At 41.7% G+C, this 17,570-nt stretch carries 12 protein-coding genes; 1 reads left to right on the forward strand and 11 read right to left on the reverse strand.

Annotation, left to right across the window (positions count from 1 at the left end; genetic code table 11):
* Positions 1–3: 3 nt before the first annotated feature.
* The gene (locus AB9N12_RS09750) at positions 4–675 is read right to left on the reverse strand and encodes a phosphatase PAP2 family protein (protein WP_369891731.1); all 672 of its coding nucleotides are present in this window, start codon (positions 673–675) and stop codon (positions 4–6) included.
* A 33-nt stretch (positions 676–708) separates the two neighbouring features.
* Positions 709–2,193, reverse strand: a complete 1,485-nt coding sequence (rpoN, locus tag AB9N12_RS09755; RefSeq protein WP_369892853.1) for an RNA polymerase factor sigma-54 — start codon at positions 2,191–2,193, stop codon at positions 709–711.
* A gap of 138 nt (positions 2,194–2,331) precedes the next feature.
* Between rpoN and AB9N12_RS09760 the strand changes: the two genes are divergently transcribed.
* Positions 2,332–3,705, forward strand: a complete 1,374-nt coding sequence (locus AB9N12_RS09760; protein ID WP_369891733.1) for an aminopeptidase P family protein — start codon at positions 2,332–2,334, stop codon at positions 3,703–3,705.
* Positions 3,706–3,884: 179 nt separating this feature from the next.
* On the opposite strand, the gene AB9N12_RS09765 is transcribed toward AB9N12_RS09760, so the two are convergent.
* The 9 genes from AB9N12_RS09765 to AB9N12_RS09805 all read right to left on the reverse strand — a co-directional run bounded on the left by AB9N12_RS09765 (position 3,885) and on the right by AB9N12_RS09805 (position 17,510).
* On the reverse strand, positions 3,885–5,699 hold the full coding sequence (locus AB9N12_RS09765; RefSeq protein WP_369891735.1) for a RagB/SusD family nutrient uptake outer membrane protein: 1,815 nt from the start codon (positions 5,697–5,699) through the stop codon (positions 3,885–3,887).
* Positions 5,700–5,706: 7 nt separating this feature from the next.
* Positions 5,707–9,030: a SusC/RagA family TonB-linked outer membrane protein gene (locus tag AB9N12_RS09770; RefSeq protein WP_369891737.1), complete on the reverse strand. Its 3,324-nt coding sequence runs from the start codon at positions 9,028–9,030 to the stop codon at positions 5,707–5,709.
* A 410-nt stretch (positions 9,031–9,440) separates the two neighbouring features.
* Positions 9,441–10,289, reverse strand: a complete 849-nt coding sequence (locus tag AB9N12_RS09775) for a hypothetical protein (RefSeq protein ID WP_369891739.1) — start codon at positions 10,287–10,289, stop codon at positions 9,441–9,443.
* 276 nt (positions 10,290–10,565) lie between these two features.
* A complete protein-coding gene (msrB, locus tag AB9N12_RS09780) occupies positions 10,566–11,594 on the reverse strand; it encodes a peptide-methionine (R)-S-oxide reductase MsrB (RefSeq protein ID WP_369891741.1) in 1,029 nt (342 codons plus the stop codon).
* An 85-nt stretch (positions 11,595–11,679) separates the two neighbouring features.
* Positions 11,680–13,017 carry a TolC family protein gene (locus AB9N12_RS09785; protein ID WP_369891743.1) on the reverse strand — a complete coding sequence of 446 codons (1,338 nt, stop codon included), beginning with the start codon at positions 13,015–13,017 and terminating at the stop codon, positions 11,680–11,682.
* Positions 13,018–13,026: 9 nt separating this feature from the next.
* Complete coding sequence (locus AB9N12_RS09790; RefSeq protein WP_369891745.1) at positions 13,027–14,127, reverse strand: efflux RND transporter periplasmic adaptor subunit; 1,101 nt, start codon at positions 14,125–14,127, stop codon at positions 13,027–13,029.
* 130 nt (positions 14,128–14,257) lie between these two features.
* On the reverse strand, positions 14,258–15,499 hold the full coding sequence (locus AB9N12_RS09795) for an ABC transporter permease (protein ID WP_369891747.1): 1,242 nt from the start codon (positions 15,497–15,499) through the stop codon (positions 14,258–14,260).
* Between the two features lie 4 nt (positions 15,500–15,503).
* Positions 15,504–16,763: an ABC transporter permease gene (locus AB9N12_RS09800; RefSeq protein ID WP_369891749.1), complete on the reverse strand. Its 1,260-nt coding sequence runs from the start codon at positions 16,761–16,763 to the stop codon at positions 15,504–15,506.
* A 30-nt stretch (positions 16,764–16,793) separates the two neighbouring features.
* On the reverse strand, positions 16,794–17,510 hold the full coding sequence (locus AB9N12_RS09805) for an ABC transporter ATP-binding protein (RefSeq protein WP_369891751.1): 717 nt from the start codon (positions 17,508–17,510) through the stop codon (positions 16,794–16,796).
* Between the last annotated feature and the right edge of the window lie 60 nt (positions 17,511–17,570).

Raw genomic sequence — 17,570 nt, forward strand, 5'->3', positions numbered from 1 at the left:
GTTTTAAAATAAAAATACTCGAAATAAGATGTTGCTCACCGGGTGAAGGACCAAAATGGCACATATCAGCCCGACTGCAAAGCCGGCAAACACCTCACCCAGTGTGTGGTGTCCCAGAACAATGCGTGCAGAACCCAATATACCGGCAATCAAAATAAACAGGCATAGCCATCCGACCGGATTGTAACCGAACAAGGCACTGAAAGAAACCAATCCTCCGATCACCCCGCCCATTCCTGCCATGTGCTCGCTCAACTTCCATTGAAGGTTTACTGCAATGCAAATAACGGACACTACCAGAGAAGCAAGAATGATACCGGTCATATACCACGGAATATTCAGCTTGCGCATCATCAGCAGGCAGAACACATACGAGATGATGGTCAGCAGGATAGGTACATAACGTTTCTTACGTTCACTCAACTCCTGACGGGCGAATCCATTGATCTTACGAAACAGGAAAATGGTAATGGTAGGGGTCAGTATGGTGAAGCAATAAACGATTCCCAATACGATCAACTTATATTGTATCGGCATGATACGAAGATAAGAAAACAGGAATAACGCCAGAAACGATAAAAACGGAATAGAAAATGGAGTAAAGACCATCGAGATGACTCTCGCCACCTGCAACATCGTCTTGTCCGCTATGATATGTTCTCTTTCTCTGTCCATCACCATTCATTCTTTTATACTTAATACTTATACTCATTTCCGTAGTCTCGCCACGGGGATATTCAACTGTTGACGGTATTTGGCTACTGTCCTACGGGCAATGGGATAACCTTTCTCTTTCAATATATCCGCCAATTCATCATCGGTCAGCGGTTTCTTCTTATCCTCGCCTTCAATACATTCTTTCAGTATCTTACGAATCTCCCGGACAGACATCTCTTCACCGTCTTCCGTCGTATATCCGTCGCTAAAAAAGTATTTAAGCGGATAGATACCGTAATTCGTCTGTACATATTTACTGTTGCTCACACGGGAGATAGTCGAAATATCCAGTCCCGTACGTTCCGCCACATCTTTTAAAATCATCGGTTTCAGCAACGATTCATCCCCTTCGAGAAAGAAAGGGCGTTGCAGGTCGATAATCGCCTGCATGGTAGTCATCAGGGTATTCTGACGCTGCCGGACAGCATCGATAAACCCTTGTGCCGCATCCATTTTCTGTTTTAGAAACATCATCGCTTCTTTAGATTCCTTAGACTGGTTGGCTTTGTTTTTGGTATGCTCCTCCACCATTTCCGTGAAATCACGGCTCATACGGAGTTCGGGGACATGTCGGTTATTGAGGCTTATATTGATAGTTCCGTCATCATACGTTTCCACAATAAAGTCGGGAACTATTTGTTGGAGATTCCTGCCGATTGCTTCTCCCAAAGAAGCACCCGGACGAGGATTCAACTTCGTTATTTCAGTAATGGTTTCCCGGAAAGTCTCTTCATCAATATCCAGTTTCTTTATGATCTTCTCCCAATGTTTACGGGTGAATTCTTCGTAACATTCTCTGATAATCCTTTCTTCCAGATTCAATGTAAGACCGGGAGTTTTCTCTTCTTCTTTTTTCCGGCAGATCTGTATCAACAGACATTCTTGAAGACTACGTGCACCGATACCTGCCGGATCAAAGTCCTGTAAGATACTCAATGCCTCTTCAAGTTCTTCTTCGGTCGATTCGATACCTGCATAAATCGCCAGTTCGTCACAGATACTTTCCAAAGATTTGCGAAGCAATCCGTCATCGTCCAATGACCCGATCAGATACTCAACCAGCTCACGCAGATGTTCTGTCAGGTTACGTTCACGCAACTGCTCTTTCAATGTCTCATAAAAAGAGGTGGAATCGGAAAACGGTATATCTTCCGCCTGTTCGTCTTTCGAACGGTTGTTCTCTTGCAGTTTATAGTCGGGAATATCGTCTTCAGTCAGATAGTCACTCAAAGAATCATAGTCATTGGCATTACTATCCATGCCCTCCTCTGTGCTGCCGGTATCGGAATATTCATCCGCAGCATTCTCTTCCTTGCCTTCTTCAAGTGCCGGATTTTCAAGTAATTCAGCATGGATACGGTCTTCCAGCTCTACTGCGGGAAGCTCCAACAGTTTCACGACCAGAATCTGCTGGGGCGAGAGCGTTTGTACCTGCTGTTGCGCCTGAGATTGTATTTGACGGGAACCTTGTGCCATATTCATTTTTGCTTTTTACTGTTTCTCGCTACAAAAATAACTTTTTAACGAGAGATTACACAGATTAGAGAGATAATTTTTAATCCTATAACACAAAATTCGTTATCTTTGTTGCACGAACTAAAAAATTAAGATAATATGTTTGCCAAAGAAACGTATATGCAGCGGAGAGCCCTGCTGAAAAAAAAATTAGGCTCCGGAGTATTGTTGTTTCTCGGAAATGACGAGTGCGGACTGAATTACGAAGATAACACGTTCCGTTATCGTCAGGATTCCACTTTCCTTTATTATTTCGGACTTTCATGCGCCGGACTTTCGGCTATTATCGATATAGATGAGGATAAGGAAATCATCTTTGGTGATGAATTGTCTATCGATGCAATCGTATGGATGGGTTCACAACCGACATTGCACGAAAAATGCGAACGTGTGGGTGTAAAAGATCTGATGCCGTCTGCTGATATTGTAAGCTATCTCCATCAGTGCGTGCAGAAAGGGAAAGAGGTTCACTATCTGCCTCCTTACCGCCCTGAACATAAACTGAAACTGATGGACTGGCTGGGTATTCCTCCTGTACATCAGGAAGGTTCTGTTTCATTCATCCGTGCCGTAGTTGCTCAACGCAATTATAAATCTGCAGAGGAAATCGTAGAAATAGAAAAGGCTTGCGATGTAACGGCTGATATGCATATCACAGCCATGAAGGTACTTCGTCCGGGTATGTATGAATATGAAGTGGTAGCTGAAATGAACCGGGTGGCGGAATCTAATAACTGCCAGCTCTCATTCGCCACAATTGCCACTATCAACGGGCAGACTCTGCACAATCATTATCACGGAAATAAAGTGAAGCCAGGTGATTTATTCTTAATCGATGCCGGTGCAGAAGTAGAATCCGGTTATGCGGGTGATATGTCGTCTACCATTCCTGCCGATAAGAAGTTCACCTCCCGCCAACGTGAAGTATACGAGATTCAGAATGCCATGCACTTGGAGTCCGTAAAAGCTCTTCGTCCGGGTATTCCTTATATGGAGGTATACGAGCTGTCGGCTCGCGTCATGGTGGATGGCATGAAGACACTCGGATTGATGAAAGGAAATGCTGAAGATGCTGTGCGCGAAGGTGCCCATGCTTTGTTCTATCCGCACGGACTGGGACACATGATGGGGTTGGATGTGCATGATATGGAGAATCTGGGAGAGATATGGGTCGGTTACAACGGCCAACCGAAGAGCACACAGTTCGGCCGCAAATCACAACGTCTCGCCATTCCTTTGGAACCGGGATTTGTACATACTGTAGAACCGGGCATTTACTTTATTCCGGAACTGATCGACAGGTGGAAAGCAGAAAAGAAATTCACTGACTTTATCAACTACGATGTAGTGGAGACTTATAAAGATTTCGGTGGTATCCGCAACGAAGAAGATTATCTGATTACAGAAACCGGTGCCCGCCGGTTAGGCAAAAAAATACCATTGACACCGGAAGAGGTAGAAGCTTTAAGATAAAAGGTGTCATTTAGATAATAGAAGACCTTTCTTTCTTCTATTATTCAAAGAGAGGCTGTCTAACAAGTCTTATTTTAACGATTTCACCCCTGCCAGAATATGCTTTGGCAGGGGTGACTTCTAATTACTGAGACCTGTTAGACAGCCTCTCTTTTTGATTATTGTATGATTCCGAAAGATTACCAGTTCGGATTCTGTTCTAATTTAATAGAGGGATCTCCCAATTGTTCGCTCTTACTCTTGTACAAGGATATCTGTCCTGTCGGAATAGGATAGAGATAATCTTTTTCTCCATAAACACGCAATAATGAAGTTGCTTGGATAGGTTTGATATAACCGGCATTACCTTCACGGTCTAAAACTACGTCTTTCAAATCATCAATGGTATATGAAGTCCCGTTAGCCTGATTGTATTCTTTCAAATAAGCGTCTTTATCCAACCATGCACCCAAATTTAACTTTTTGTTGATTTTCATATCTGCATAATGCAATTTGCTCCAACGGCGGATATCATCGAAACGAATACCTTCATACACCAATTCAATGCGTCTTTCACGACGTACTTCCCAAAGAATAGGAGACACTTCGTAGTCATCTGCTATCTCGGGGTTACCCAAATCACGATCCGGATCGTTGATAACCACTCCTTTTACACTAAAGTTATTTCCACTGAGTGTTACAGAAGGCATATTTACAGAAGTTCTCTTACGGATCTTATTAATGGTAATATCCAAATCATTCTGTGACAAAGTGTAAGCTCCCATATCATGTAACTCTGCGGCAGCTTCCAAATAGTTCAGAAATACTTCATTCAATTTCATAATAGGTGCATCGGTAGTATTGGTATTACTTTGTCCGGCCGCAGTATTGAACAAATCCTCATTGATAAAACGAGTACCGAAATAGCCGCCAATACCATATACAGCGCCGGTGATACCATTCAGATGTACTCCTTCAGGGTCAATATTAGCCGCTAAACGCGGATCGCGATTGGCCATTTCATCTTTGAAAACCTTATCACCTTTAAATGCACTGTTTCCTTCTTGATGGATCGGCAATCCATTATTCGTTAAATAGCTATCAACCAAATCTTTAGAAGGTCCATTTCCCAATGTCTGTTCTGATTGCCAAGACATTTCAGCATGAGTCAGAATACCTTCTACATAAGAACGATACAATATCATTTCAGGGTTATTGGCCAAATCAAGTGAAATAGTCAATGACTTGTAATCACTTGAGATTTGATATTTCTGAGTGCTCATAACCCTATTGGCCGCAGTCTTCGCAGCTTCCAGATACTTCTTGCTCATTTCTGTATTCTTCTCACGATATCTTTGCCAAGTTCCCTCAAACAACATGATACGGGACTCAAAAGCATTTACCACATGGCGATTTACACAAAGTCCATCTGTCCCATCGGATTCCCTTACATTGACTGCTGCAAACTCCAAATCGTCTAAAACCTTGTCCATGACCAAATTTCTGGAATCTCTACCTTTATAAAGGGCTTTTTCATCTGTATTATCTACAACATGGTCATAATACGGAACATCGCCAAACATCCGTACCAAACGAGCATATTCCATACCACGGAAGAATCGTGCCACACCCATCCAGTGTTTCTTCGCTTCTTCGGGTAAAGTTGAACTTTCAAGTCCGTCACATACAAGATTAATTCGACGAACATTCGCAAAAGACCAGTCGTTACTGGTTGCAGGTGCTGTGTTTGTAAAGAAAGTTGCCTCCTTCTGAGCCAGGTCATCTACCCAATTGGCTACATTCGTCCCATCGAAGAAGTCCGACTTCACCCAACCGCTTTGATAACCTGTAAAATAAATATCATACCATCCATATATTGTAGATCGGATATTATTCTCGTTGTTATAAAAATCCGCACTATTCTCTATCTGATCCATAGGCGGACGATCCAAAAAGTCCGAGCAGGAAGAGAAACTGGTGGCCAATGCTAAAACTGCAAATATTTTTGTTTTCATAATTTTATTAGAATGTAAGTTGAACACCAAATGAAATAGTTCTCATAAACGGATAACTCTTACCAAATTTGAGCGAACCGTTAGTAGCGGCCGCATTCTCTGTTGTTTCAGGGTCAACCGGAATATGGGTATGATCGAATTCGAATACATTTTCTGCACTGACATAGATACGACCACTTGTGAAAGTGATAGCTTTCATCCATTTTTCAGGAACGGTATAACCCAATGTAATATTCTTACAACGCAGATATGACATATTCTGCAAATAACGGGTCTGACGCAAAAAGTTCTGGCCGTTGCTTATCCATGAATGGGAAGTAGGCGTAGGATAGAATGCATCTGTATTTTCAGGAGTCCAATAATCCATCTGGTGTTCCAGCCAGCCTTCACCCGGCATAAATCCCGGAATGCCAATCTGGCCGACAGCCCATACATCTCTTGAGCCAATGCCCTGAAAGAATGTGCTAAAGTCAAAGTTTTTATATGTCAATGCGACAGAGAAACCATATTCAAAATTAGGCATGATATTACCAATACGTTTCAAGTCTCCATGATTTTCCAGAGTTTGTTTACCATAAGTAATTTTACCGTCTCCATCCAAATCCTTATATTTTACATCACCCGGACCATATTTAAATGCTCCTGTTTCATATAATGCCTGTGAAGGAACTTTATGGGTGTCAATAAACCACTTTCCATCCGCATCTTGATAACAATCTTCATATTGGAATAAACGATCTGTTTCATATCCCCAGATTTCACCGATAATCTTGCCCTCGTAATTACCATAAATATTCTTGTTCGGGTTATTGTACTTCGTGATCTTTTCACGAATCTTGGACAATGTCGCACGTGCCGTTAAACCGAGTCCACATGCAAATTGCTTATTATAATCTATTGCCAGTTCAAAGCCACGTCCCTGTAATTCTCCGGCGTTTACTTTCGGCATCGTTGTACTTCCGAAAGTAGAAGGCAAGGTTTCACCGGGCGAGTGCATATCGGAGGTAGTACGCTGATACCAGTCAAAACTAATGCCAAGTGCATGATTAAAGAAACGAGCGTCAAAACCCACGTCAATAGTGGTAACACGTTCCCAAGTCAACGTTGGAGAGACGACAGAGGGAACACCGATATAAGGCATCTGTTTGCCATCTATCACCCATCCGGAAGATTTATTCACAGACATTACAGAAAGGAAAGAGTTGGCTGCTACGTCCTGATTACCAATTGTACCCCAAGAACCACGTACTTTAAATTCTGAAAGTACGGGCTTTGCCCATTTCATGAAAGTTTCTTCACTCAAACGCCATCCTGCAGAGACGGAAGGGAATAAAGCCCATTGGTCTCCAGAAGGGAATTTAGAAGAACCGTCATAACGCGCATTAACTTCAATAAGGTATTTACCCATATAGTCATAGTTGATACGCCCGAAGAAACCTGCCGCTGCAAAATCATTATGATAAGTAGTACCATCTACATACTGGTCTCCAATCGCCAGATTAATTTCCGGTTTATCAAAGTTTACCAATGCACGACGGTCTGAGCTATGCCCTATTTTTTCACGGGTCTCGGCATCCATGCCCACCATTACTTTCAGATGATGCTTTTGCGCAAAGGCTTTTTCATAAGTAGCATAAGCCTTGAAAGTATTGGACATTGTGTATCGGCTACGCTCAACCACACGGTTATGAGTAGCACCATAAAAGCTTGAAGTATAAGTCAAAGGATTACTACTGTTGAACATATTCCAACCGCTGACTTCACCGCCATTACGTTTTTGATAATCATTGAGCAAAGCAAAAGTGTAATCGAAATTAATAGCCAAATCTTTAATGGGATTGATAGTGGTTCCTAGATTAACACGCATAAAGTTGTTAGTCAAACTTTCACGATTAGCCTGAGAAATTTCAGTCATAGCTGAACGAAATGGTGTTCCTTGATAATCAGCATAGGGATAGAAAGATGGCCAACGCAACAGATAATACCAAACGTCTGTATAACCGCTCGTGTATTGATACGGTTCTGATTTTGTGGAACGGGAAAACATTACATTTGCTCTGACAGACCACCAGTTACGGATTTGTGTGTTGACATTGGCATTGAAGTTGTAGCGATCATACTCGTCTGTATTAACTTTCAAAATACCTTTCTGATTCAAGTACCCTAAGCTGATATTATAGGTTGTTTTATCACTACCGCCACTAACAGAAAGATTGTGCTTTTGTTGAGGAGTCCAATTTTTCATAAACATATCCAGCGGGTCAAATTGACGATAGAAATAATATTTGCCACCACGTTCTTCAAAGTCTCTGCCTAATTGCATTTCACCCAGTTCATCCTGTGACATACCTCCATAAGTATCATTCCATTCTTTCATTTTCTCTATAGCCAACTCATCAACATTGTAACCAATAGAACTAACTGTTGAAGCTCCATTTCTCTTAGCTGCAAGCAACATAGCCCGTGCTCCTTCATAACTTGTAGCTACTTGTGGCATTACAGTCGGAGTACTCCACGAGAAGTTATTAGAGTAACTAACGCGCGGCCTATCATTTTTCTTGCCCGTTTTTGTAGTTATTAAAACCACGCCCCAAGCTGCACGAGTACCATAAATAGATGCAGAAGCAGCGTCCTTCAGTACCGAGATACTTGCTATATCATCAGGATTTACCAAACTCAAACTAGGAACCTCCACATTATCTACCAAAATCAACGGGCTTGTTCCTTCCGTTGCACTCAAAGAACCAGTAGCTCCACGTAATTTAATATTAGAGTCCACGCCAATACCACCTACATTCGTTGTAATGCTCAAACCCGGAGTAATACCTTGCAAAGCTTTTGCAATATCCGCTACAGGACGACTTGCAACAGCTTCCTGAACATCCACATTGGCTACTGCACCGGTCAAGTTTACCTTTTTCTGTGAACCATAACCTACCACTACAACTTCATCCAACAATTCGCTGTCTTCTTTCAAAATCACCTGCATATTCCGAGTTGCTTTAAGTTCTAAAGTTTGAAATCCGACAAATGATATTTTTAAAATAGCACCTGGCTTCACATCCAAGGTAAACCTGCCATCCACATCAGTAATACAACCATTGGTAGTACCTTTCTCTACAATACTGGCGCCAATAACAGGTTCACCATTAGCATCCGTTACAATCCCCGATACACTTTGGTGTTGTAACTGTTCTGTAATTTCTAGAGAATTACCTAAAGCAGTCGAGGCAGCCATTGCACTATTGTTATATAAAAATAATGCACTAATCGCTACCGCAGTTAGAAACTTGCTACTAGCCAGTCTCCATCTTTTGCGTTCTTCATTCATAAATGGTTAATGATTTTGTTAATAAATTTTTTAAATTTTGGATAAGGGTAAAAATAAGATGGAACAGTATACCTATTCCTTTATCAGTTTTTCATTAGTCCATAGGCGTTTGTTTTGTTTAATGGTTCACAACTTTATATATTATATCTCTTTTTCCTTTTATCAAGTTCTCGTGGAGTTTATCACATGTTTTAAAAATTAAAACTCTTTCCAAGAATGATCTTTATGGGGCGTCTTAAGAGATAAAACTTGTTATTAACAAAGGAGCGAAATTACATGAAAATCAGTCATTCATTTCGACTTAGCAAAGGTATGTTTTTATTTAGTATCTTGAACCTTTATTTGTGTATTTTAGGATTTATAATTATATTTTTGCGAAAGTGCGGTCCGCATCTCAATTATATGGGCATTTAAGGTTCTTCAATATTTAAAGAGTGGAATTCAATTAGTCCAGTCATTGGAGTTTCTTCAATAACATCCAACTCAATTCCAAATTCATGAGCAACTTCACGTAATATATCGGCATAACTATAGGCTAATGAACCTACAAAACGAATCGGATAATTCTTATAGTCATATTGACATACATTCCGGATGAAAAAGCTTCTTAAGTTGTTTGTTATCAAATTGAATACATAATCGTCGTTGGTGTAGTCCGCCAAAAAATAAGAAATAGTGGATAAAAAGCGGTTGGGAAATGGGCGGTTATAAACGGATTCCATAACCTCATTGGGACTGATATGGAATTTTTCAAAGAAGTCAGACGTCACATCTTTAGGCGCCAAGCCTTTTAATACATCAGATAAGAAATATTTGCCTAATACTGCACCACTGCCTTCATCACCTAAAATATATCCTCCAGCCTTTACATTCTTAACTATAATTTTCCCATCATAAAAGCATGAGTTAGAACCTGTTCCTAAGATACAAGCGATACCGGCCTCACATTTGAACAGACCACGGGCTGCAGCTAGAAGGTCACTTTCTACTTGAATAGGCGTTTTAAACTGTGCTACCAAAGAGGCTCCTAATACATTCTTTTTTTCGTAAGAAGTACAACCTGCACCATAATAATACACTTGTTCAAGCTTCTTCTTAAAGAAAATCTCTGGTAATCCTAATCGCACACTTCTACTAATTTCCCTCCGAGTTTGAAAAAACGGATTAATCCCCTCGGTGAAGGCACGCTGTATGAGGTGATTATATTCAACCAAAGCCCATTCAGTTTTTGTAGAACTGCTTTCTGCAATTAGTTTCATCGATAATCAGTTTTTAGAATTGAATGCAAATATATCGCTTTTTTATCTCCCCCCAAGGGATATCTGAGAAAAAATCTTTTTGTTGATAGAAATACACTTAATTATACTTGACATTTTGACACCTATGTTCCATCACACTTTTATAAAAAGAATTGAAAAATCCGGTGATAATTGAGTTATGAATGTATCTATTCCGATGACGAGTGAAACCTTCATTAGGATAATCCACCGTCTGGTTCATCAGGTAAACTGTTGCATTGATTTGCTCTTCAATATTTACTTAACGAGCGGTACATATTCTCCATAACCTTCTTCTTCCATTTTTTCTTTCGGGATAAAACGGAGTGAGGCACTATTGATGCAATAACGTAATCCGCCTTTATCTTTCGGACCATCTGTAAATACATGTCCCAGATGGGCATCCCCGGTCTTGCTGCGTACTTCCGTACGTATCATGCCATGCGAAGTATCTTTCTTTTCTGTAATGATGTCTTTTTGAATCGGTTGGGAAAAGCTGGGCCACCCGCAGCCCGAATCGAACTTGTCAGTAGAGACAAACAGAGGCTCTCCAGTGGTAATATCAACATAAATGCCGGGACGATACTCGTTCCAGTATTCATTGTGGAAGGCCGGTTCGGTAGCATTCTTCCGGGTGACAGCATACTGTTCCGCAGACAGCTTCTTACGGAGGGTTGCGTCGTCCGGTTTCTGATACACTTTAGCTTTCGGCGGATTCGCTTTGCGTGCCACTTCAAATAAAGCGGGATTGATATGACAGTATCCTCCCGGATTTTTATCCAGATAGTCCTGATGGTAAGTTTCTGCCGGATAGAAATTAGTCAATGGGTTCACTTCAATGACGATAGGAGTCTTGTATTGTACGGATAATAATTGAATTGCCTGTTTGATGACAGGGAGATCTTCTGTATCTACATAATAAATTCCGGTCCTATACTGGGTTCCCCGGTCATTACCTTGCCGGTTGAGGCTGGTAGGATCGATTGTCTTGAAATATAGATCGAGCAGTAAATTCAAATCTACCGTTTTCGGATCATAAACCACCTTTACTGTTTCGGCAGCATTGGTTTTTCCAGAACAGACCTGTTCATAACTCGGATGGGCAACATTGCTGTTGGCATATCCTACTTGAGTACTTTCTACTCCTCGAATTTGCTTCAGGAAATGTTCCGTTCCCCAAAAGCATCCTCCTGCGAGATAGATTTCTGCTTGATTCTTCATTGGTTTCGCAACTTCTAAAAATGTATTACTAATCATTACAATCACTATGGTGATAAAATATTTCATATCCGTTGGTTCTTTCTATAATAACGAATGAACGAACGGATATGTTTTAAAAAACTACTATATGAAACTCAACTTTCTTTCTTTTTTATTCAATGACTTGTCCTTTGTAGAAATCCAGAATTTTAGTTCTGAATAGATAGTCGTATTTGGCTTGCAACTTATCCGAAAGAGCTTTCGTCAGATTAAGTTTGGCTTCATTGTATTCCACGAAGGTAGCCTTGCCGTTATTGAACTTCTCACAGATCAGGCGGAAAGACTCTTCGTTGGCTTTTACTGCCACTTCACTGGAATTGTATTTACTTTCTGCCGCCAGAGCATTGTACCAGACTTGCTGAATTTCTTTATAGAGTACTTTTTTACTATTATCCAACTTCAAGGACAAGTCTATTTGTTGCAAACGGGCGGCGCGTACCCGGTTACGTGTGGAAAAACGATTGAAGATCGGAATGCTCAAACTGAATCCTACATACTTATTCAGGTTGTTTTTCAGCTGACTGCCGAAGCTATTTTCAGATCTTCCGCTAACCGTATAATAATTGCTTCCCAGACCGGCACTGAAAGAGAGCTGTGGACAAAAGGAACTTTGAGCAATACGAATGTTTTTAAGACTGCCTTGTAAGCGGTATTCCGCAGCCTTAATACTTGGTTTATAAGCAAGTGCCTGTGTATATATGTCATCCGGTGGAGTGAGAGATCCGAACTCTAACTCCTCTTTGGGATTTTCAAGCACAAATCCTTCAGGCGTAGGTAATTCCAGAAGTTGGGTGAGGTCTAATAATGAGAGTTTGTATGTATTGTCTGATTGTACAGCAGTCATTTCGTCCTGTGCCACACGGGCTTGTGCTTCGGCCACTTCAGAAGGAGATGCCTTACCCACTTCGTGAAGACCTTGGATGCGTTTTAGCTGGTCTTTACTTAAATCTACTTGATTATGGGCAACCTTACTTAATTCTTTATTGAATAATACCTGTAAATATGCGGAAGTGACATGGATTGCAATATCTTCTCGAGCTTTATTCAGATCTTCTATAGCGGCTTTTAAATCAAACTTAGCAAGCGAATATTGGTTGGACAGCTGCAAGCCGGTAAATATAGGTACATTTGTTCCTAAACTGAAACTGGTGTTAGCACTGTTAATGTCACTGTACGAGTTGTCTATCGGAGAAGCGGTACGTCCCCAGCTCCAGTTCTGGCTGGCGCTGCCGTTCAAATTCGGAAGTCGTGCCCATTTAGCGGTGTTTACGTTCACTTTATTTGCTTCGACATTATTGACCGATTGGCGGATTTCTATATTATGCTCAATGGCATAGTCGATACATTGCCGCAACGTCCATGTTTGCGGAGAGTTGTTCTGCGCCTGGATGGAGATAAATCCGACTCCGGCAAGCAGAAGGACTGATATGGTTTTACTAATCATTTTCATTGGGTTCAATTATTTATCTTTTTTCTCTGCACCACGTATTTTGTCTTGAGGAGTGATCCCTTCCTTGATTTCTATCTTGATTCCATCACTCATACCGGCAGTCACCTGTGTACGTCTGAATTTTTGTTCGGGTACTGAATCTGTCATGATGTACACAAAGGTAGAGTCACCACTAAACTCAATGGTGCTTTCGGGCACTGCCAATACTTGATGGGCTCTTTGTAACACGATTTCCGCATTAGCCGAATATCCGGAGCGGATCTGAACAGAGTCCGGAATGGTAATTGCAGCCTTGATTTCAAACTGGTTGGCTCCGTTGGTTTCCACTCCTTTCGGAGAGATATATTCCAGAATTGCGTTGAAAGCCAGGCTTTGTAAAGCTCCGATTGTCAGCTTTATCGGCATTTGCTCATGGATACGTCCGACTTCTGTTTCATCAATATTTCCACGGAAAATCATGTCGTTCATGTTGGCTACCGTGGCAATCGTGGTTCCGTCATTGAAAGTATTACTCATAATCACGGAGTTACCGGCTTTTACGGGTACATCCAGAATCAATCCGTCAATGGTAGAACGAATCATCGTGCTACTGAAAGAGGCGCTGTTCTTGGTTATTCCTTCTTTGACGATCTCCAGATTATCTTTGGCCGTCTGCCTCTCTTCACAGGCCTGTTTTAAAGCTACTTCACTTTTCTCATATTCTTCCCGGCTGATCAGTTGATCTTCGTACAACTTCTTCATGCGGGCAAAATCCGTTTCTGCTTGTGTTGCGTTGATCTTTGCCAAGCGCACACGACTTTCGGCAGAGTTCAGTTGCCCGAGTTCAGGGATTACTTTTACTTTGGCGATGACTTCTCCTTTTCTCACAGATTGTCCAGCTTCTTTGTATACTTCGTCGATAATACCCGAAATTTGAGGTTTGATTAAAATTTCGTCTCTCGGTTCCACTTTTCCGGTAGCTACTGTGGTCTTCTGGAGATCGGTTACTTCCGGTTGTACTATTTCGTAAATGGTTACCTTGGGCTTGGACTTCAGATAAAGGAATACGAATGTTCCGACAAGAATGATGGCAATTGCTACCAATAATGTGATTTTCAGATATTTCTTCATGACTTTATTTATGATTTTATTATTTACGATTTATGTTTGAAACTTTTCACATCTCTAAATAACTGAACAACACCTTCTCTACAATGATTTTCTAATTGTAAATCGTAGATGGCCCAATCGTCCGGCTTCCTTATTCGTCCCGGATAGCTTCAATCGGTTTGATAGCCATAGCCCGGTATGCAGGTGCCAGACCTGCCAACATCCCTAGTGTAATCAGAAGGATACAAGTGCCGATTGCCAGTCCGAAAGTAATCTGGAAGCGGACGTCCCCTCCGTCGGTGTTTGCTCCCATCTCTACGAGTTGAAGCATCATGACGGCAAAGGAAATTCCGCACATACCTGCAATGGTGGTAAGTACTATGCTTTCCGATAGAATCTGTTGCAGAATATCTTTGGGCTGTGCACCGATGGCCCGGCGGATACCGATTTCGGTGGTACGTTCTTTGACGGTTACCATCATAATGTTAGATACACCGATGGCACCTGCCAGCAGAGTGCCCAATCCTACCATCCAAACTAGTATGTTGATGCCGGTGAACAGGTTATCAACCATGGAGAACATAGCTTCGGCATTCAGACACATAACCGCCTGTTTGTCATCCGGGGCGATATAATGTGCGGCTTTAATGACCTGTTCCATTTGGGGTTGTACTTCTGATACTTTGACTCCTTGCTTTGCGGTGAAACAGATTACATCAATTTGTCCTCCCATATTGTAAGTCTGCTGCATCGTAGTGAATGGAAGAGTGACAGCTTCCGAAGCCCGTCCCTGTATATTCATATTACCTTCGGAGGAAGACATGCCAATTACTTGATAATAAATGCCGTCTACTCTTATATATTTGCCACACGGGTCTTCTCCCGGTTTGAAAAGACTCTCATAAATTCGTTTTCCGATGACACACACTTTGCGTGCTTCTTTTATGTCCACCTCATTGATGAACCTGCCGTATGCCATTTCCTGTGATTCGATGTGGAGATAATTCGGATATAATCCTTTTACGCTACAATCATATTTTTTATCTTCGTATACAGCTTTGGAGCCCCAGCGGGCTACGGACGGGGTAATGGTTTCCACCTCTTTCACTTGGGAGCGAAGCCGTTCGATGTCGGTAGCTTCCAGATTCCACCATCTCCCTTTGCGGAAACCTTTGTAGGCTTCGCCTGTTCTTTGCGAGGCGAGGAAACCGGAATTGGTGGCAAATCCTTCAAAGTTCTTTTTCATCATGCCCTCCAGTCCTTGACCGCCGCCGATAAGGGCGATGAGCATGAAGATTCCCCAGAAAACGCCGAATGCAGTCAGCAGGCTTCTCGTCTTGTTTCTTGTAATGGTAATGAGGATTTCCTCACATGTATCCATGTCTATTCTCATAATCTTAATCTGCTCTAAGTGCTTCGATAGGCCGGATGCTGACCGCTTTTCGGGCAGGAAATAATCCGGCTAGTGTACCAGCTATTATTAATGTAAGTGTAGCCTGTATGGCGATTCTTATATCTACTGTCGGGTTCAGGAAAACTGTTTCCGTCCACATTCCGGTATCCATTGTCTGATTGCCGAAAGTGCTGTTCATCCATTCGGTCGCTCCGATGCCGGTTACCATACCTATATATCCGAATATCGTGGTGATGGTAACGCTTTCTACGATAATCAGCCAGAGAATGGAAAGTGGCTTGGCTCCCAGAGCCTTGCGAATACCAAATTCGCGGGTACGTTCTTTTACGGTAATCAGCATGATGTTGGAAACTCCTACGATTCCGCTTAGCAATGTGAAGATACCGATTACCCAGATCGCAATACGTAGCATATTAGAGCCTTGCTGCTGTTGTAAATAGTTGGTGAATCGGTTCCAAATCCAGATAGCACTGTGGTCTGTCGGGTCAAAACGATGATTGGCTCCCAATACTTTACGGTAATGGGCTTCAAAAGCTTCATTGGCCTCTAGTGTTTCCAAATTACGAGTAGTCATGACCAGATTATTCAGTTTGTCTCCTTTATTATAAATCGTTTGCAGAGTGGTAAAAGGAATGTATGCATCGTTGTTACCGCTATCTCCTTTATCATTATAGAGTCCCACTACCTGATAAACCACATTACCGGCATTGACAAACTGTCCGATTGGTTCGGTATGGGTTTTATCAAAAAGAATTTCTGCTGTCTTTTTATGAAGCACAATTACTTTCCGGCGTTCTTTAATATCAATCTCATTGATAAAACGTCCTTTGAAGAGTTTCACCACTTCTACTTTTGTATGATTGGGATATACGCCGGAAAGGCTCAAATTGACGTATTCTTGCCCGAAGCTAAGATTTACGTCTCCCTGCCACACGGTTGCTCCGCTCTTGATGACATGCTCCGGAAAATAATGACTGGTAGCATCCAGATCCTTATTGTCCAGTTTCACTTGTCTTCCTTCTTTCAGACCGTCGTATGATTTGCTGGTCCATCCCGGAAAAATCTTGATGGAGTTCATGGCACGTTCGGAAGCCGATTGTTCGAAGGCGTGGATCAGTCCGTTGCCTGCACCTAGCAGGACGATAAGCATGAAGATTCCCCATGCTACAGCAAACCCTGTGAGAAAAGTTCTTAGCTTGTTACGTTTGATGGTGCTATATATTTCTTGCCAGATGTCAATCATGGTAATGTCTGTATAGTAGTGGATTTTGGATTATTTCATGATACCGTCTTTCCCGAAAGGAGAAGCATCATGGTCGATATTATCTTCAATGCGTTCGATGATTCCGTCTTTGATATGTATAATCTTGTCTGTCTGGTTGGCGACTCCACTTTCATGGGTGACAACGACAATCGTCATTCCCTGTTTATGAAGATCTTTCAGAATCTGCATTACTTCCACGGAAGTTCTACTATCCAAAGCTCCTGTTGGCTCATCTGCCAGAATGATTTGTGGTTGAGTGATTAAGGCCCGTGCGATGGCCACACGTTGTTTCTGACCGCCACTCATTTCGTTCGGCATGTGATGTGCCCATTCTTTTAAACCCAGGCGGTCGAGATATTCCAAGGCAAGTGCATTCCGTTTTTTACGACTTATTCCTTGATAAAATAAAGGCAGTGCTACATTCTCTACGGCATTTTTAAAGGAAATCAGATTGAATGACTGGAAAATAAATCCGATCATACGGTTGCGATATTCGGCAGCTTTAGTTTCACTCAAGTTCTTGATAAGTACGTTGTTCAGATAATAATCTCCGGTATCGTAGTTGTCGAGGATTCCCAATATATTGAGCAAAGTTGATTTCCCAGATCCGGACGCTCCCATGATAGAAACAAATTCTCCCTGTTCGATATTGAGATTGATACCTTTGAGTACATGGAGAGGCGATCCGTTGTTGTAGGTCTTGTTGATATTCGTTAGTTGTATCACAATTTTCTTTATTTAGTTTCTGTTTTCTGATAATTTTCTCTTATTAGACGTGTAAGAGAT

The sequence above is a fragment of the Bacteroides sp. AN502(2024) genome, from assembly GCF_041227145.1.
GTDB lineage: Bacteria > Bacteroidota > Bacteroidia > Bacteroidales > Bacteroidaceae > Bacteroides.